Genomic DNA, 19,550 nt, shown 5'->3' with positions numbered 1-19,550 from the left:
GTCATGTCATCGCCCTTGGCTCAGACATGAGAGCTCGCAATGACGTTTCTCCTTGCTTTATCATAGGCGTCCATATATGACGGTTTCTCAAATCCTACTTAAATTTTATTATACAGGGATTTCCTAGCTATCTCTCACTCACAATCTTTGACTTTCTTTTGATAGCACTGCGTCGCCTTGCGGCCACTTTTGGGGCTTGTCGTTAATAGCTTTACATAGATCTCTTCACTTGGTATTTCACTCTCTTCAAAAAGAGCTAGAAATTGGCTCACTCTCAGCGTGCTGACATCTTCATCGTCGATAAAGGTTAATTTCTTGAGATGCTCTAGGTATGTAAGACATATGAGTTCCTCTTGTTTAAAATGAGTGCAGCTTTTGAAATGGAGGTTTTCAAGCTTAGAAAAACATGCATGTACATATTCCAGCAAATGCCCTCCAGCAACATAAAAACCCACAATTTTTAAGGAGGTGATTTGCCCAAAAGGCAGGATGTACTTTCCCATATTCAAGTTCTGACCATGAAAGTTTTTGGCATTTATTGTTAAGGATGTGATGAAAGATAAGGGCGGAATCACGTCTGTATTGAGAGCGAGGATGTCTGCCCATATTTGACCGAAGGATGTTTTGAAAACAGAACAAGTCTCTCGTGCCTGCCTGCAGGTAAGAGATAGATGAAAATAGCTTTTAAGATCAAGACGTTTGACCATACGTGAAAAGCCATGCGGTGCCACGAGCAACTGTAAGAGAGGGTTGTCTGATAAAGTAAAGGTAGGCTGTTCAGATCGCGTGATATTTTTTGGCATTGATTTCTCCCCTTTAAGGCTATAAGGTTAAGCGATTTAATTGGAAAGTTAAAATGTTTTTTCAATTTTTAATTTTTTCTTTGCCTCTCATCAGGTAGGATGAAATATCACATTTTATAAGGAAAATCATCGTGTATTCAGCAGAAAAACCAAAAACAAAATATTTAAAGGATTATAGCGTACCTCGTTTCCTGATTCCGAAAATTGATTTGAATATCGAGCTCTATGAAGAACATGCCATTGTTCATAGTCATTTGTCTATTGTTCGCAATGGTGCTCATGCGGAACCTCTCATTTTAGATGGCGAAGGGCTTACTCTTTTATCTATTTCTCTCAATGGTGAAAAGGTTGAGCATATCCAAAATGAAGACTCTTTGATGATTCAAAAGACGCCAGATGCGTTTGATTTGTATATTGCGACCAAAATTTATCCGCGCAAGAATCTTGAACTCAAGGGCCTATATCAATCGAATGAGATTTTTTGTACGCAATGTGAAGCTGAAGGCTTTAGGAATATCACTTATTTTATTGATAGGCCTGATATTCTCTCGACTTACACGGTGCGTATTGAGGCGGATCATAAAAAATATCCTGTATTGCTTTCAAATGGAAATTTGATTGAGGCAAAATCGCTTGAGAATAACAGACATGAAGCCGTATGGAATGATCCATTCCCAAAGCCTTGTTATCTTTTTGCCCTGGTTGCAGGTGATCTTGATTGTCATTCTGATTCCTTCAAAACCATGTCAGGTCGTCATGTGGATCTGCATATTTATGCAGAACGCGGGCAGGCAAGCAAATGCGTCTATGCAATGGATTGTTTGAAAAGATCCATGAAGTGGGATGAAGAGCAATATGGTTGTGAATATGATTTAAGCATCTTCAACATTGTCGCTGTGTCTGATTTCAATATGGGCGCAATGGAAAACAAGAGTCTTAATATTTTCAATAGCAAATATATTCTTGTGGATCCAGCAACAGCAACTGACGATGATTACAAGGGTGTTGAAATTGTTGTATCACATGAATATTTTCACAATTGGACAGGAAATCGAATCACATGCCGCGATTGGTTCCAGTTGAGTTTGAAAGAAGGACTCACTGTTTACAGAGATCATTGTTTTACGGCTGATATGAATAGTCATGGCGTTGAGCGCATTCAGCAAGTTAAAACCTTGAGACAAGCGCAATTTCCAGAAGATGCAGGGCCGATGTCTCATCCCATTCGACCAGATCATTATATTCAGATCGATAATTTCTACACCCCGACCGTTTATGAAAAGGGATCGGAAGTCATCCGGATGATGAATACAATTCTGGGTCCTGAAAAGTACCGGATGGGAACAGATCTTTATTTCCGCCGTCATGACGGACAGGCCGTGACATGTGATGATTTTGTATCAGCGATGCAAGATGCAAGCGGTATCAACCTTGATCATTTCAGAAAATGGTATTCACAATCTGGAACGCCAGAAGTGACTGTGACTGAATCATATGATCCTTCTGCAAGAACATATCAATTGCACCTAAGGCAATATACAAAACCGTCGCAAACCCAGCCGCAGAAAGAGCCTTTGACGCTGCCGATGTCATTTGCGCTTTTAGACAAAAAGGGAAAAGAGATGTCCTTATCAGGGCAACCTTCAGTTTTCCTTTTTGAGACAGAACAAGCTCAGTTGAAGTTTGAGAATATATCCGAAAAGCCAAAAGCGTCTCTGTTCAGAGGATTTTCAGCGCCAATTAAATTGCGATTTGATCAGTCACTTGAGGATGTTGCTTTTCTGGCAGCGCATGATCAGGATGATTTCAATCGCTGGGAAAATGGTCAAAGACTCATGACCCATGTGATGATGGAGTCAATGAAAGGTCCATTGCAGCCCTTGCTGGCTGAGACGATCGACTCTATTTTAATGGATACGAAGATTGATCCTGCGATGAAGAAAGAGTTACTGTCTTTGCCATCAGAAACAGTGCTTGGTCTTGATCAACAACCGATCAAGGTGGATGAAAATCACGAGGCGCGTCAAGCTTTAAGACGCTCAATTGCGCATCATTTCTATGATACTTTCATGGAGATCTATCAAGGCTTGAATCGTCATCTCGATCAGCTTGAGGGTATTGAAAGAAGCAGAAGAGCTCTTAAGAACATGTGCCTTTCATTTATGGCCATGACTGAAAAGTCAGAGGCTATTGATCTTTGTGTGAAACAAGTTCGTACCCATCCGCTCATGACGGATATTATCGGAGGCCTTGCCCCAATCGCTGATGTCAGTGATACGGCATTGAGAGATGAGATTTTTGATGAGTTTTATACAAAATGGCAAAGCAATCCATTGGTTGTGAATAAATGGCTCTCATTGCAGGCTTTGTCTAATCGTTCCGATGCCTTTGCCACTGTTAAAAAATTGACGGAACACCAAGGGTTTGATGCAAAAAATCCGAACAAAGTCTATGCACTTTTACTCATGTTTGCTGCGAATAATCATGCCCACTTTCATCATGTGTCAGGCGAAGGGTATAATTTCGTGGCGGATCAAATTATCGCGATCAATCAGTTTAATCCTCATCCAGCGGTGCGTCTTGTGAGTCCACTCATTCGCTGGCGTCAATATGATGACGTGCGCTCAGCTCATATGTGTCGTGCGCTTGAAAGAATTTTGACCAGTCAAAACCTTTCAAAAGAGCTCTATGAGATTGTCAGCAAAAGTCTAGAGCGAGATGTTGTATAGAGTAAAATACCGCTCCGATTTGACTTTTGGATGAAAAAGAGGGACAATAATAATATCAAAATAAGAAAGGTGTCTTAATGTCATACCCGCTCAATGTATTCGAACTGGATAAAGAAGAGATTCTCTCTGCTGATAGAGATTTCATTCATCCTTTTACGAATTTAAGAGCTCAGGAACAAAAAGGGGCAATAATTATTGAGCGCGGTCAAGGCTGTTATGTTTGGGATGTGGATGGGAATAAATATCTTGAAGGGATGGCAGGCCTCTGGTGCACCAATCTTGGCTTTGGAAATGAGCGTCTTGCACAAGTAGCGGCTGATCAGCTCAGAAAATTGTCGTATTTCCATAACTTTACACATAAGTCAACAATGCCAGTTATTGAGCTGACTCATGCGTTGAGAGCAATTTTGCCCATTAAAAATCCTAAAATCTTCTATGCCAATTCAGGCTCAGAGGCAAATGATACAGCCATCAAAATGATCTGGTATTATAATAATGCCATGGGTCGCCCAAAGAAAAAGAAAATCATCGCACGTCTTAAGTCTTATCATGGTGTTACAATCGGCGCTGCAAGCCTTACGGGCCTGCCTCATTTGCATATGGATTTTGATTTGCCATTGCCGCAAATTAATCATGTGACTTGTCCACATTACTATCGCTACGGTCTTGATGGTGAAAGTGAAGAAGAATTTGCCTCACGTCTTGCGAAAGAAATTGAAGATCTCATCTTAAAAGAAGGTCCTGAAACAGTGGCTGCCTTTTTTGCTGAGCCTATCATTGGAGCAGGGGGTGTTTTTTATCCGCCTAAAGGTTATTTTGAAAAGGTCCAGAAGGTTCTTAAAAAATATGATGTTTTGATGGTGGCTGATGAAGTTGTGTGTGCTTTTGGTCGGACGGGTGAATGGTTTGGATCGAACACATTCAATATTGAGCCCGACATCATGACGCTTGCCAAGGGCATAACCTCAGGATACTTGCCTTTGTCAGCAACTGTCATTTCTGATTCAATCTATCAGGCTGTGGCTGATCTTTCTCAAAAACATGGCACTTTAGCGCATGGGTATACCTATTCTGGCCATCCTGTTTGCGCGGCTCTGGCTCTTGAGAATTTGAATATTTACCATGAATTGAACATTGTGGATCATGTCAAAAAAGTATCACCTGTTTTGATGACTGCTGTTCATAAGCTTGCAGAGCATCCTCTTGTCGGCAATGTAAGAGGCGTAGGCCTGATTGCTGGCGTTGAGCTTGTTAAAAATAAAAAGACTAAAGAAGAGTTTGCACCAAGCCAATATGTTGGACGTAGAGTCTTTGAGGCATGTCATAAAAGAGGTGTCATTTTACGTGCTATGGGAGATGTCATTGGCATTTCTCCGCCATTGATTATAACGCCAGATGAGCTGAATATCCTAACAGCTGCGCTAAGCGCTGCTTTAGATGAAGTTTATGCTGACTTAAAAAAAGAAGGTTCACTATAATTTCGCTTGTTATTTGTGTTTTAATTCTTAGAATATAGAAAGAAAAATAAAGAATAAGGCAGGGTTATATGAATTACCAGACGCTTCTCGAAGAAAAAATCAAAGAAATCCGGAATGAAGGACGTTATCGCGTCTTTACAAATCTGGAGAGAAATGCACAGAATTTCCCTGCAGCTCTCTGTCATGGCGGCAATTTTGATTTCGAAAACCAGCTAACGCTCCCAACAAACCAAGAAATCGTCATTTGGTGTGGGAATGATTATCTGGGAATGGGCCGTCATCCAATGGTACTCGAAGCTATGATCAATGCAATCAATCGATCAGGAGCAGGAGCAGGCGGTACGCGTAATATCTCAGGAACAAATAATTCTCATGTTGAGCTTGAAGCTGAATTGGCTGATCTTCATCAGAAAGAAGCAGCTCTTGTTTTTACATCAGGCTATATTGCCAATCAAGCAGCTCTTTCAACACTGCCACGGCTTTTATCGAATTGTGTGATTTTTTCGGATGAGCTGAATCATGCCTCCATGATCTTTGGGATTCGCTATTCGAACGCTGAAAAGCATATATTCAAGCACAATGATCTTGACCACTTAGAGCAGCTTTTGAAAATGGTCGATATCAATCAGCCTAAAATCATTGCTTTTGAATCTGTCTATTCCATGGATGGTGATATTGCGCCTATTGCTGCCATTTGCGATTTGGCTCAAAAATACAATGCCATGACATATCTTGATGAGGTTCATGCCGTTGGTATGTACGGTGACAGAGGGGCTGGTGTTGCAGAAAGAGATAGCTGTCTTGATCGTATTGATATCATTGAAGGAACGCTCGGTAAAGCCTTTGGCGTTATGGGCGGTTATATCGCAGGCAGCAGAACATTAATCGATTGTATCCGGTCGTTTGCGCCAGAGTTTATTTTTACCACAGCCTTGCCGCCAGCCATTACAGCTGGTGCAAAAGCCAGTATTCAGCACTTAAAGAATAGCCAAGAAGAACGAACAAGACACCAAGAGCGTGTTACAAAGTTAAAAGGCATGTTTGAAAAAGCTGGCCTGCCGATGATGCCATCAGACTCGCACATCATTCCTTTATTGGTTGGCGATCCGGTTTTGTGTAAAAGAGCGAGCGATCTCTTGATTCGTGAGCATCATATTTATGTGCAGCCGATTAATTACCCAACTGTTCCGCGCGGAACAGAGCGTTTGCGTTTCACCCCAACGCCCTTTCATGATGATGCGATGATGGATCATCTGGTGGCCTCACTCCAAAAAGTCTGGGCTGAGCTGGATATTCATGGCCTGCTGAAGGCAGCGTGATTCGCTTAAAACCCAATATCAGGTTAAATCAGACAAATGGATTTGTCGTTTAAGTTCTTGACGTAAACGTGAGCTAATCATTTTAACCCTGCTTATTTTACTGTTCAGTAAGATGAGCAGGGTTAATCTTACTAGTCAATCATTTTAGCAGGGTTAAAATGATTGATGATGGTAGTCAAAATACTAAAAATTGCACAAAGTGAATTCTTAGTAGAAATTTTGACTAGATTTTTCTACTAAGAATCGCATATACTTAATTCTTAGTAGAATCATGTGAGGGTGGTAAATGACAAATTTCATAGGGCGTGAGACGGAACTCGAGGAGATGAAGCGATTTCTGCATAAGAAAACGGCAAGCCTGATTGTTATTAAAGGTCGGCGACGCATTGGAAAAAGTCGCCTTATTGAGGAGTTTGGGAAGAATCTGAAAATGCTCAGTTTTATTGGTCTTCCCCCCACTTCAGATACGACAGCTCAGGATCAGCGTGATGATTTTAGTTTGCAGTTGAGTCGTATATTCAAGACCCCGCCTCTCAAAGGGGATGATTGGAGTGATTTATTTTACTTTCTTGCCCAGCAAACTCAAAAAGGGAAAGTTGTGATTTCGCTTGATGAAATATCATGGATGGGTTCAAAGGATCCTAATTTTCTTGGGAAACTTAAGAGTGCATGGGATCAGTCCTTCAAGAAAAACAACCAACTTATTTTAATCCTGTGTGGATCAGTTTCTTCATGGATTGATGAGAATATTTTATCAAGTACGGCTTTCTTGGGCAGAATATCTTTTACTCTTGGTTTGGAGGAGCTGAGTTTGCAAGATTGTAATAAGTTCTGGAATAAATCGGGTGCGAGAATTTCTGCCTATGAGAAGCTGAAGATTCTTTCTGTGACAGGCGGTGTTCCGAGATATCTCGAGGAGATTGACCCAAGTCAACCTGCTGAATTTAATATAAAACAGCTTTGCTTCAAAAAAGGCGGCCTTCTAACAAATGAATTTGAAAAAGTATTTTCAGATTTATTTTCAAGTCGGAGTAAAATATATAAGGACATTATCAATTGTTTAGTTGATGGACCTGCTGATATACAAACAATCTGCGATGTCTTAGAAGTTGGCAGGACTGGGTTGATCAGTTCATATTTGGAAGATTTAGTCAAGGCAAGCTTTTTATCAAGGGATTATACTTGGAGCGCAAAGACAGGAAAGCCCTCTTTCCTGAGTCGATTCCGTTTGAGCGATAATTATGTGCGCTTTTATCTTAAATCTATCGAGCCAAATTTGCCCTTGATTGAGGCAGGCAGAATGACAGAGCAATCCCTGTATAATATGCCGGGGTGGAATGCAATGATGGGTTTGCAGTTTCAAAATTTAGTGCTACACAATCGGTCCTTAATTCAAAAAAAAATGCATATTCGGCCTGAGGATATTGTGATCGATAATCCGTATTTTCAAAGAAAAACATCGACTAAGAGAGGGTGTCAGGTTGACTATATGATTCAAACGAAATTTAATAATCTGTTTGTTTGCGAAATTAAATTTTCTAAGAATGAGGTTGGTCTTGATATTATTCAAGAAATGGAAGAGCGGCTTTCTAGATTAAAGCTACCTCGTGGATTCTCCTACTGGCCCGTTTTGATTCACGTCAATGGCGTTAGTGACCGGGTTGAAGATAGTGGGTATTTTGCCAAAATAATTGATTTTGGAGAATTTCTAGCGCCCTAAGGGATAAAAAGAAGCTCAAATACTTTTTCAGTGTCAAAATTCTATTAATACTAGTTAACTGTATTTATTAATTTTTTTATTTTATGCTTTTATTTTATATCTAGATGTTGTATTGTTTTTTTATTCTTGACCAAATCTTGTGTGAATGAGTTGGATTTCGGTTAATACGTTTACTTTTTTTTAAGTCTAAATCTTTACAATTAAAACAAAAAAGGGGGACTCAATGAGCTGGACTGATGAACGTGTTGAAAAACTAAAAGAACTTTGGGGCAAGGGCATGAGCGCAAGTGAGATTGCAGAAGCAATCGGAGAGGTCTCACGAAATGCAGTGATAGGTAAGGCGCATCGTCTTGGTCTTTCCATCAGGGCGAAAAAAGAAGTCAGACGTATTTCATCTCCGGTTTCAACCATCATTAGTATTGCTGATAAAAAATGTAAATGGCCGATTGGCGATCCGCGCGATTGTGAGTTTCATTTCTGTGGTCATCCGGCGCATGAGAAATTGCCCTACTGCCCAGAACATGCAGCAAAGGCCTATCAACCAATCTCAAAACGCCGTATGGTGGACGATCTAAGATTGGTCAATGCTTAATACCAAACACCATTTTAAAATTCTACTGCTTCCTCCTACGCACTGTGTGCTTCGGTGGACAGGTCACTCGTCGTTTATGTAGGTGAACTACACTGCACTCCTCGTTCATAGTATAATTTTATCTGGTGTTTGGTGTAATGCCAAAGTCTATTTCTGAATTTAAAAAAGACGCTCTTTTGAGCGTCTTTTTTGTTTGTTGGCGCTCAGCCTTTTCTTGTTATTCTGAATTTATTTCAGCATCTACTGCAATGATGATGAGACCCTGAAACAAGTTCAGGGTGACATACGGTCAGTTCAGGGTAGCATACGGTCAGTTCAGGGTAGCATACGGTCAGTTCGGGATGACTGATGTTGAATTCTGCAAGACTGCACTCCACTTTGTCACACCCGCGGAGGTGTCCATGGATCCCTGCCTTCCCCCTACACCATCCGTCTTCGCTACGCTTCGAGGCGATTGTGGCTTCGGATGGACAGGTCGCAGGGATGAAAATAATGACACCTGTTGCATTTAGAGTCGCTTGAGTGAAAAAACTCAAAATGATCATAAAATTCCATTGACAGTCCATAAGAAACCATGATATCCCATAAATAACCATAAAATTCCAAATTGATCAATTTCGTGGCGCTAAAAAGGACAAATAGATGGGAAGGCAGGGAAATGACTTTATTTCTCTCAACATATAACAATAAGATTGATAAGAAGGGGCGTGTCTCTGTACCGGCCTCCTTTCGATCAGCCTTGCCAGCAAACGATTTCCAAGGGGTTATTGTTTTTCGGTCTCTTCATCATGAAGCGCTAGAAGCTTGCACTTTATCTCATATGCAAACTTTGAGTGAGAATCTGGATAAGCTTGATATTGATCCAGAAGAAAAAGACCTGATTGCAACAACAATTTTTGGTGGATCCGTTCAATTGTCTTTTGATACAGAGGGTCGGATTATTCTGCCAGCTGAAATGATTGAATTTGCAGGAATTGCAGAACAGGTTGCCTTTGTAGGGCGCTCGAACACTTTCCAAATTTGGGAACCGGCGCGTCTGAAAGAATACCAAGATATGGCAAGAGAGCAGGCGAAAAAACGTGGCTTGCGACTTAGCCAAATTCCATCTTTCTCGAATGGATCGGGGAAAGGTGGTCAGGGATGAGTAACATAAATAAGAATAATAAGACCAATAATAAGAATAAGAATCAGGAGCACATCCCTGTCCTCCTTCAAGAGATGCTATTGTATCTAAACCCGCGTCAAGATGGCGTTTATGTTGATGCGACCTTTGGTCGTGGAGGCTATTCCAGAGCTATCCTTGATGTGAAAGGTACCAGAGTGATTGCGATTGATCGCGATCCTGATGCTGTCAAATGTGGTCAAGATATGGAAAATGATCCGACCTATGCAGGTCGCTTTACCATGATTGAAGGTCGTTTTTCAGACTTGGCGCAAAATATTGCTCAAGGCTTACGTAATTTAAAACAAGCAGATCAAACAAAAGTAGATGGTGTTGTCCTTGATATTGGCGTTTCATCGCCGCAGCTTGATGATAAGAGTCGTGGTTTTTCCTTTACGGCAGAAGCGCCCCTTGATATGCGGATGGAAAAATCTGGGCCGAGTGCTGCAGATTTGGTGAATTCATTGCCTGAAGAAGAGCTTGCGAATGTTTTGTATCAATATGGCGAAGAGAAAAAGTCTCGCATTTTAGCAAAGCGCATGGTTGAGCGTCGCATGATCAAGCCTTTTGAGACGACAACTGAATTATCAGATTTGATTTGTTCCGTTCTCATCCGTGGGCGTGCGCCGCGTCCTGATCAGATTCACCCTGCAACACGCTCATTTCAAGCGCTTAGAATTGCAGTCAATCATGAATTGGATGAATTAGAGACAGTTTTAGATGAATCCTTAAATGTGCTCTCAAAGGCAGGGCGTCTTGTTGTGGTGACGTTCCATTCACTTGAAGATCGCATTGTGAAGAATTTTATGAGAGTTCAGAGTGGCGATATGCCCAATCCGTCACGGCATGTTCCTTTTGCGCATCATGATCAAAAATCCTTTCCTTTGGTCACGATCACTAAAAAGGCTATCAAAGCCAGTGAGGGTGAATTGTTAGTGAATCCACGCGCTCGCTCAGCCAAATTGCGGGCAGCTGAGATGGTTCATATGAGGGAGGCTGCATAATGGTACGGCTTTTCTTTTTATTTGTCATTCTAGGGGTTGGTCTTGCGAGCTTTTTGTTCCAGACAAGTTATAAGGTTCATGAGCTTGAGCAAACAAAAGTTCAGTTACAAAAGGCCATTAAGGCAGAAAAAGAAACCTATCGCTTATTGCAAGCTGAGTGGATGCATCTGAATGATCCTGAGCGTCTGAAAGCTTTGACAGAAAAATTTTTACAAATGAAACCAACAATGAATACACAGATTAAGTCTTTGAATGATATCCCGTTGAAGTCGGCTTCTTCAAGCATTGAGATTCCTTTGGCTTCTGCATCAGAAGGGGCATCTCAATGAAAAGAAATCAGATCAAGATCAATCGGATGACAGTGCGTTCAGGGCCAGCTCAAAAGGTCCCACAAGAGGCGCCATCATTCTATCGTGAGAATAAAAAATACAAGGGCCGTCTTATGTTTCTCGGCACTTGCTTTACGCTCTTTTTTATGTTCATCACCATTCGGCTTTTCCAAACAATGGCCTTCACAAGTCCTAAGTTTTTGGATTACCATGAGCCTGAACAGGCCGAACAATTGACAATGAAGAGCAATATTCTCGACAGAAATGGACATATTCTGGCAACGAGTATTGAAACAGCCTCTGCTTATATTGATCCAAAATTCATCTTAGATGCTGATCAAGCTGCTGAAAAAATTCATTATATTTTGCCTGATGTGCCAAAGGAATCATTGACTCAAAATTTGAAGAGCGAAAAGAGATTCTTCTGGTTAAAGCGTAATATTACACCTGAAGAGCACTATAGGCTCCATAAGCTTGGCCTTCCGGGACTCGACTTTAAGCTTGAACAAAAAAGGCTCTATCCATTCGGTAAAACATTGGCGCATCTTGTTGGATTTACGGATGTGGATGGGCATGGACTTTTGGGTGCAGAGCGCGCTTTTGAGCCTTTGATCGATGAGGGTGATAAGCCGATACAGTTATCCGTTGATGTGAGATTGCAAAATATTGTTCATCAAGAATTGGAAGATACTATTGCGCAGTTCGATGCGATTGGCGGCATGGCAGCCATTATGGATTCAGATACGGGTGAAGTGCTTTCTATGGTTTCTCTACCAGATTTCAATCCACATACGCCTGCGAGAAAAGGTGAAGAAGATCGACTCTTTAACCGTATTACGCAAGGTGACTATGAGCATGGATCAACTTTCAAAATCATCAATACGGCCATTGCTTTAGAATCAGGAAAAGTGAAGATCGAAGATCAGTTTGATGCAAGAGCGCCACTTAAAATGGGCCGTTTTACCATTAAGGACTTTTACCCAAAAGCGCGCGTGATGAATGTGCCTGAGATTTATATGTACTCATCAAACATCGGATCAGTTTTGATTAGTCAAAAAATGGGTGTTGAAACACAGAAATCCTACTTTAAAAAGCTCGGTTATCTTGAACAATCTCCAATTGAATTGCTCGAAAATGCGCATCCGCTCATTCCATCCTCATGGCGTGAAATCAATGGTGCAACCATTGCTTATGGATATGGTATTGCAGTAACCCCAATGCAGCATATTACAGCTGTGAGTACAGTTGTGAATGGCGGTTATAAAGTCAAGCCAACGATTTTAAAAAAATCAGATGATGAATTGGCAGCTGAGGATAGAGAACAAGTTATGTCAACAAAGACATCGCACATGATGCGCCATATTATGCGCCTATCTGTTGATCTTGGAACATCAAAAGCAGCTGCTGTTAAGGGCTACCCAGTTGGCGGAAAAACGGGGACGGCTTTGAAAGCAGGCGGCAAATCATATAAGCAAGACGAGCGTGTATCCTCCTTTATTGGTGCTTTCCCGATTCAAGATCCAAAATATGTGATTATGGTCATGGTTGATGCGCCAAAAGGGAAAAAGGAAACTTATGGCTTTGCGACCGGTGGTTGGGTAGCTGCGCCAACAGCTAAAAAGATCATTGAAAAAATTGGCCCAATCCTTGATTTAACGCCGCAAACTGTGCCTCAAATTGACGATAATAAAGTGATCAAAGTCCTGTATCAGCAAAATATGCCAACAAAAAAATAAATTTTTTCACCAAAGGTGGTATTTTTTCGATATAATGAAGGTATTGGGGCGAGAGGATGAAATTAAAAGACTTATTACTATTGGACTTGACAGATCAAGCAGCGGCTAAAAACCTCTTAGCGCTTGACATAAAGTCCCTTTGTCTTGATTCTCGTAAAGTAGCGCCCGGGAGTCTCTTTTTTGCTCTGAAGGGCTCAGAGCAAGATGGGACACAATTTTGTGAGTCAGCATTGAAAGCTGGTGCATCTATCATTTTGGTTCATGACGGCTATGAAGCACCCAATGCTGAGATTGAAAAGATTGTGATTCGCTCAAAGAATCCGCGCTATGATTTATCGCAAATGGCCGCGCGATTTTATGAGCTGCAACCACTGCATATTGCTGCAGTGACAGGAACCAATGGCAAAACGTCAACAGCTTGGTTTTGCTATCAAATATGGGAAAAGCTGGGTCTGCCTTCTGCCTTTTTGGGTACGCTTGGCTTTTATTCAAAGGCTCTGGTTATTCCAGGGAAATTAACAACGCCTGATGCCATTACGCTGCATGATGTGCTGCGACAGGCAAAAGAGGCGGGTGTTGATCACATGGCGATTGAGGCATCATCGCATGGCCTTGATCAGTATCGATTACATGGCGCTCGTGTATCTTATGCTGCTTACACGAATTTGACGCCAGATCATCTTGATTATCACCGGGATATGGATGATTATTTTGCAGCAAAACAAAGGCTCTTTACTGATTTTAGAGAGACTTTAAAAATGAGCCTGATCAATCAAGATGATGCAAGAGCGGCATCGCTTGTTCAGCTGTGTGAAGAGCAAGCTGTTCAGGTCCAAACCTATGGTGGACACGGAGCTGATTTGCAAATCATGAAGCTCACTCCAGACCAAATGGGTCTATTGGTTGACTTTCGTTTTAAGGGTGAAACAAAGTCTGTTTTGTTGCCTTGCTTTGGTGATTTTCAGGCCTATAACCTGATGGCAGCAATTGGGATCTGTATGGCCTCGGCCTATTCGCTGGACGAGGTGCTCGCTGTTGTACCGCAAATTGAGGCTGTGCCAGGGCGGATGGAGCCGATTCAGTCTCACAATGGTGCGCGCATTATTGTAGATTACGCTCATGCAGGTGATGCTTTGGTAGAAATTTTAAAAGAGGCAAAAAGTTTTACGACTGGAAAACTCTATGTTGTTTTTGGATCAGGTGGCGATCGCGATCCAAATAGGCGTATCGAGATGGGCAAGGCTGCTGAGCGATATGCAGACATAGCGATTGTAACGGATGACAATCCCAGGTCAGAAGATCCGGCTATGATCAGGCGCATGATTCTGGATTATTGTCCGAAAGGCATTGAGATCGGGGATCGCAGGTCAGCAATTGAATATGGGATTAAGCAATTGCATCTTGGCGATACTTTAATTATAGCAGGCAAAGGTCATGAGCAAGGTCAGCTTATCAAGGGTGAAATTTTACCTTTTGATGATAAGATTGTTGCCAAAGACATTGTGTCATCTCTTCATGAAACCCTTGAGGCAATAGGTGTAAGAAAATGAGTGTAAATACAAGTCTATGGACCTGTTCAGAATTAAATGATGTTTTTGCATCAAATCTTATCGATGCAGGTGTTGTCACGGGTGTGTCGATTGACACAAGGGCCTTGAAGGCGGGTGATTTATTCATTGCTCTTAAAGGGCCGAACTTTAATGCCAATGATTTTCTGGAAGAGGCAAATCAAAAAGGGGCGATATATTTTATTGCTGATGAAGCCTCAAAGATTCCAGCTCATTTGAAGGAGCGAACGATTCTGGTTGCTGATTCGCTAAAGGCTTTGCAAAAATTGGCAGAAGCTGCGCGTGCAAGAACAAAGGCAAGAGTTGTTGCAATCACAGGATCTGTTGGTAAAACAAGTACAAAGAATTTGGTCACGACAGTTTTAAAAGATCAAGCGCTCACCTATGGGTCGATTGGTAATTTTAACAATGATATTGGTCTTCCGTTAAACTTATCACGCTTACCTCGCAATGCAGAGATTGCTATTTTTGAAATGGGTATGAATCATAAGGGTGAGATTGATTTTCTCTCTCGCCTAGCGCGGCCTGATGTTGCTATTATTACAAATGTTGAGGCAGTGCATCTCGAATTTTTTGAGTCAGTCACAGGTATTGCGGAAGCAAAGGCTGAAATTTTTCATGGGATGAAAGAGGGCGGTTTTGCGATTCTTAACATCGACAATTCGTATTTTGCTCTTTTGCACCAAAGGGCGATGGAAAAGGGTTTACAAGTCAAGACATTTGGGACAACACATCTTGCAGATGCCTATCTTGAAAAGGCGAATATTCTACCAGATAAAACAGAGATGATTGTACGCATGGCGGGCAAAGAATATGTTTATGATTTTTTGATGCCTGGCGCTCATTTGGTGCTGAATAGTCTTGCCGCTCTTCTTGTTCTTGATGTATTGAGTTTGGATGTTTTACTAGGAATCAAGGCTCTCGAGCATGTTGCGCCAGCTGAAGGCAGAGGGTTGGAAATCAATTTGCCAGGGAATATCGCTGTCATTGACGATTGTTATAATGCAGGTCCCGTTTCAATGCGTGGATCATTGGCGCATTTTTCTCATTTGCCAGGGAAAAGACGCATTGCCATTTTGGGTGACATGCTTGAATTGGGTGATCAAGGGCCTAATTTGCATCGAGATTTGCGAGAAGTAATCACATCAAAAGTTGATCGGATTTATTGTTGTGGTCCATTGATGCAGGGCTTATATGAAGAATTACCGGTGTCTCAGAAGGGGGCATATGCTAAAACAGCTGATGAATTATGGGATCAAGTTAAAAATGATATTCATGAAGGTGATGTTTTCTTACTTAAAGCTTCAGCCGGGATGAAATTAAAATTGCTGCGTGAAAAGCTTATACAATTCATAAAAATGACATACAATCAAGATGATCGCACTCAATCTTCAACCTCTTCTTTGAAAGTAACGGCCAACCATGTTTTATAATTTTCTCTTTCCACTTGCAAATGAATTTTCATTGTTTCAGCTATTTAAATATCTTACTTTTCGGACGGGTGGTGCGATTGTCACGTCACTGCTTTTATGCTTTTATGTCGGTCCAAAGTTGATTCGATATCTCCGTTATAAGCAAACGGATGGTCAGCCGATTCGCGATGATGGACCAGAGAGTCATTTCCAGAAAAAGGGCACGCCAACAATGGGCGGGCTTATGATTCTTTTTTCAACAATGGTCTCGAGCCTTTTGTGGATTGATTTGACAAACCTATATTTCTGGGTGGTTGCTTTGGTCACGATGGGCTTTGGGTTTATTGGGTTTATGGATGACTATTTGAAGCTGACAAAGAAAAATGCAAAAGGTCTTTCTGGGAAAAAGAAGCTCTTTTACCAAATCTTGATTTCAGCCGTAGCTGTTTCTTTAACAGTTTTTGCAACGGAAGAGCCTTTGTCGATGGAGTTAGCCTTTCCGTTTGTCAAAGATCTATTACTGAATTTGGGCTATTTCTACTTCCCTTTTGCGGTTTTGGTCATTATAGGCAGTAGCAATGCGGTGAATTTAACAGATGGCCTTGATGGGTTGGCTGTTGTGCCTGTGATTATATCGGTTGCTTGTTTTGGATTGATTTCATATTTAGTCGGGAACCTGATCTTTGCTGATTATTTGCATTTGCATCATGTGCCTGGAACAGGTGAACTTGCCGTCTTTTGTGGCGCTTTGATTGGAGCTGGTCTTGGTTTCTTATGGTTTAATGCACCTCCTGCATCTATATTTATGGGAGATACGGGATCTTTGGCATTGGGTGGTGCTTTGGGAACAATGAGTGTGATTACAAAGCATGAGATTGTTCTTGCGATTATCGGAGGACTCTTTGTTCTAGAGACGGTTTCAGTGATGGTTCAGGTTGCTTCCTTTCAATTAACGGGAAGACGTGTTTTTAAAATGGCACCTCTCCATCACCATTTTGAGAAAAAAGGATGGTCTGAGCCAACAATTGTGATTCGTTTTTGGATTGTTTCTGTTATTCTCGCTCTTATTGGTCTTTCAACATTAAAGCTAAGGTAAGAGAGTCTCAGATGATCGTTCCACAATTTTTAAAAGCAAAAAAAGTTGCCGTGATGGGGCTAGGCGTAACGGGGCTTTCTATTTGTAAAGCCTTGCGTGAGGCTGATGCGCAGCTGTGCGCTTGGGATGATCAGGAAGAAGCACGCTTGAGAGCAGCTGAGGCTCAAATTCCGCTTGTGAATTTGTATGAGGCGGATTTTGCAGATATTGATTATTTACTCTGGTCCCCGGGCATACCTGCTTATTTTCCAGAAATCCATCCGCTCATTACAAAGGCGAATGCGCATCAAACAGTAATTGCAACAGATATTGATATCCTGGCACTCTCTCAACCTCAGGCGCGCTATGTATGCATTACAGGGACAAATGGTAAATCAACAACAACGGCTTTGATTCATCATATTTTGGAGCAAAGTGGTTTGAAGACATCGTGCGGTGGTAATTTGGGAACAGCAGCCTTAACGCTTGATCCACTTGGTGCTGATGGTGTTTATGTGCTTGAACTTTCATCCTACCAGCTTGAGATGAGTGGTTTTTTGAAGTCCGATGTCTCAATTCTTTTGAATATCACTGAAGATCATTTGTCGCATCATGGAACGATGGCAGAGTATGTCAAGGCTAAAGCGAAACTATTTGAGATGACCAAAAAGGATGGAGCCGCGATTATTGGCATTGAAGAGCCTGAAACCAAAGCAATTTATGATCAATTTACGCAATCTGGCAAAATAAAGAATGTATATGCTTTGTGTGTGAATCAGGTCTATGACGGTTTGCCGAGGATGAGGGATGGATGGCTTTGTGATGAGTTACCTAATCAAGAGCCATTTAGTTCTGATTTTAATGAGATGAGTGCTTTAAGAGGCGCACATAACCATCAAAATGCTCTAGCCGCCTATATTGCTTGTCGTGCGCTTGGCTTGCCAGCCTTTGAGGTGATTAGTCATATTCGGTCATTTCCGGGCTTGAAACATCGCCAGCAATTGGTGACAAAGATTAATCGCATTGAGATCATCAATGATAGCAAGGCAACCAATCCGGACGCAGCCTCTAAGGCTTTGTCTTGTTATGATTCTATCTTTTGGCTCATTGGCGGTGTTCCAAAATCCGATCAGAGTAGCTCATTTGATTGCTTTGATCCCTTCTACACAAAGATCAAAAAAGCCTATCTTTATGGCGAGTCAGCGGGTCTTTTTGAGCCATGGCTGACCAAAAAACTTGCAGTGGAAAGATTTAACACATTGGATGAAGCTTTTTTACAAGCCTCACAAGATGCGATAGAAGCAGGTCTTGAAGGGGGAACGATTCTGTTATCACCAGCCTGTGCATCCTTTGACCAATTCAAAAATTTTGAGCATCGGGGTGATTACTTTATGGATCTTGTCCAGCAGCACTTTGCTGGTCAAAAACAGGTTGGTGTGATCTATGATTAGTTTTTCAAGAACCAACACCTCTTTTTTGGCAAGATGGTGGTGGACAATTGATCGGACCATTTTTTACATTTTGCTGGCTTTGATCTTGTACGGAATTGTTATGATTGTGGCAGCGAGTCCGTCTGTGGCTGTTCGGATTGGATTGCCTCAGTACTACTTTGTGCAGCGTCATTTTTTTATGCTGGTTCCGACGCTCTTGTTGATTTTAGGCACATCTTTATTATCGCCCTCTCAGCTAGAAAAAGTAAGCTATCCGATTTTGTTTGTCTTTTTAGTGCTGCTTGTTCTGACTTTATTTTTTGGCGTTGAGATTAAAGGGGCGAAAAGATGGCTCCATTTTAGTGGTTTTTCAATTCAGCCATCAGAATTCTTGAAACCTTTTTTCATTATTGTGACAGCTTCACTTTTGGCGCATCAGAATAAAAAGAAGCTCTTTCCAGGGAAATATCTGGCAACGGGGCTTTTTCTTGTTTGCCTGGCTTTGTTAATTCTGCAGCCTGACATGGGGATGAGCTTTCTTTTAATCACCAGCTGGATGGGGCAGATTTTTTTAAATGGTCTTCCGATTATTTATCTGGTTGTTTTGGCCGCGATTGCAGCTGTCTCGGCGCTGTTGGCCTATTTTTTCTTTCCTCACTTCTCGAGTCGTATCAATCGCTTTTTGGATCCGGCGGCTGGTGATAATTATCAGATTGATCAATCGCTTGATGCCTTTATCAATGGCCATATTTTTGGCACAGGTCCAGGGCAGGGAACGGTTAAGATGTATTTACCAGATGCTCATGCTGACTTTATCTTCTCAGTTGCAGGAGAAGAGTTTGGTTTGATTTGGTGTCTTGTCTTGGTTTTCTTGTTTCTGGCCTTGCTATTGCGTGGGTTTATGAAGGTGATGAAAGAGAGGAATGATTTTATCACCCTTGCCATGGGCGGTCTTTTGATTCAGTTCGGAACGCAAGCTTTTGTGAATATGGCATCAGCCTTGAACATGATTCCGACCAAAGGGATGACGCTTCCCTTTATTTCATACGGAGGATCTTCCATGCTAGCCCTAGGCTTTGGTGCAGGAGCAATGCTTTGTTTGACGAAGCGTAATCTGAATATGCCCGATCATTTGGTGTGAGGCCAGTTTAAGGTTTAAGAATGCTCGAAAATCGTCACTCAGAGGGCTCTCT

Annotated in this window: 15 protein-coding genes; 14 read left to right on the top strand and 1 reads right to left on the bottom strand. The window is 41.6% G+C overall.

Annotated elements, in window-relative coordinates:
• Positions 1-134: 134 nt before the first annotated feature.
• Positions 135-803 carry a hypothetical protein gene (locus KBF71_02360; protein ID MBP9877161.1) on the bottom strand — a complete coding sequence of 223 codons (669 nt, stop codon included), beginning with the start codon at positions 801-803 and terminating at the stop codon, positions 135-137.
• Between the two features lie 131 nt (positions 804-934).
• On the opposite strand from KBF71_02360, the gene pepN reads away from it, so the two are divergent.
• The 14 genes from pepN (at position 935) to KBF71_02290 (ending at position 19,498) form a co-directional block, all read left to right on the top strand.
• Positions 935-3,532, top strand: a complete 2,598-nt coding sequence (gene pepN, locus KBF71_02355; GenBank protein ID MBP9877160.1) for an aminopeptidase N — start codon at positions 935-937, stop codon at positions 3,530-3,532.
• A 77-nt stretch (positions 3,533-3,609) separates the two neighbouring features.
• Positions 3,610-5,010: an aminotransferase class III-fold pyridoxal phosphate-dependent enzyme gene (locus tag KBF71_02350; protein MBP9877159.1), complete on the top strand. Its 1,401-nt coding sequence runs from the start codon at positions 3,610-3,612 to the stop codon at positions 5,008-5,010.
• A 68-nt stretch (positions 5,011-5,078) separates the two neighbouring features.
• A complete protein-coding gene (gene hemA, locus KBF71_02345) occupies positions 5,079-6,329 on the top strand; it encodes a 5-aminolevulinate synthase (GenBank protein ID MBP9877158.1) in 1,251 nt (416 codons plus the stop codon).
• A gap of 286 nt (positions 6,330-6,615) precedes the next feature.
• Positions 6,616-8,049 (top strand): AAA family ATPase, encoded by a 1,434-nt coding sequence (locus KBF71_02340; GenBank protein MBP9877157.1) that lies wholly within the window; start codon positions 6,616-6,618, stop codon positions 8,047-8,049.
• Between the two features lie 223 nt (positions 8,050-8,272).
• A complete protein-coding gene (locus KBF71_02335; protein ID MBP9877156.1) occupies positions 8,273-8,641 on the top strand; it encodes a global cell cycle regulator GcrA-like protein in 369 nt (122 codons plus the stop codon).
• Positions 8,642-9,299: 658 nt separating this feature from the next.
• Positions 9,300-9,785, top strand: coding sequence for a division/cell wall cluster transcriptional repressor MraZ (locus KBF71_02330; protein ID MBP9877155.1), 486 nt, complete (start codon positions 9,300-9,302; stop codon positions 9,783-9,785).
• Positions 9,782-10,807 (top strand): 16S rRNA (cytosine(1402)-N(4))-methyltransferase RsmH, encoded by a 1,026-nt coding sequence (gene rsmH, locus KBF71_02325; protein ID MBP9877154.1) that lies wholly within the window; start codon positions 9,782-9,784, stop codon positions 10,805-10,807. Before KBF71_02330 ends, rsmH begins: the two co-directional genes overlap by 4 nt.
• Entirely contained in the window at positions 10,807-11,136 is a 330-nt protein-coding gene (locus tag KBF71_02320) for a hypothetical protein (protein ID MBP9877153.1), read from the top strand. The genes rsmH and KBF71_02320 overlap by 1 nt, the downstream gene beginning before the upstream one ends.
• Positions 11,133-12,872, top strand: coding sequence for a penicillin-binding protein 2 (locus KBF71_02315; protein MBP9877152.1), 1,740 nt, complete (start codon positions 11,133-11,135; stop codon positions 12,870-12,872). Before KBF71_02320 ends, KBF71_02315 begins: the two co-directional genes overlap by 4 nt.
• Positions 12,873-12,928: 56 nt before the next feature.
• Positions 12,929-14,422, top strand: a complete 1,494-nt coding sequence (locus KBF71_02310; protein ID MBP9877151.1) for a UDP-N-acetylmuramoyl-L-alanyl-D-glutamate--2,6-diaminopimelate ligase — start codon at positions 12,929-12,931, stop codon at positions 14,420-14,422.
• Complete coding sequence (locus tag KBF71_02305) at positions 14,419-15,873, top strand: UDP-N-acetylmuramoyl-tripeptide--D-alanyl-D-alanine ligase (protein ID MBP9877150.1); 1,455 nt, start codon at positions 14,419-14,421, stop codon at positions 15,871-15,873. Before KBF71_02310 ends, KBF71_02305 begins: the two co-directional genes overlap by 4 nt.
• Complete coding sequence (locus KBF71_02300; GenBank protein MBP9877149.1) at positions 15,863-16,948, top strand: phospho-N-acetylmuramoyl-pentapeptide-transferase; 1,086 nt, start codon at positions 15,863-15,865, stop codon at positions 16,946-16,948. The genes KBF71_02305 and KBF71_02300 overlap by 11 nt, the downstream gene beginning before the upstream one ends.
• Positions 16,949-16,959: 11 nt before the next feature.
• Positions 16,960-18,378, top strand: a complete 1,419-nt coding sequence (locus tag KBF71_02295; protein ID MBP9877148.1) for a UDP-N-acetylmuramoyl-L-alanine--D-glutamate ligase — start codon at positions 16,960-16,962, stop codon at positions 18,376-18,378.
• The gene (locus KBF71_02290) at positions 18,371-19,498 is read left to right on the top strand and encodes a cell division protein FtsW (GenBank protein ID MBP9877147.1); all 1,128 of its coding nucleotides are present in this window, start codon (positions 18,371-18,373) and stop codon (positions 19,496-19,498) included. Before KBF71_02295 ends, KBF71_02290 begins: the two co-directional genes overlap by 8 nt.
• Positions 19,499-19,550 lie beyond the last annotated feature (52 nt).

This window comes from Alphaproteobacteria bacterium, assembly GCA_018063245.1.
GTDB lineage: Bacteria > Pseudomonadota > Alphaproteobacteria > JAGPBS01 > JAGPBS01 > JAGPBS01.
Note: the sequence above shows the minus strand (reverse complement) of the source record. Positions and strands in the feature narration are given on the sequence as shown.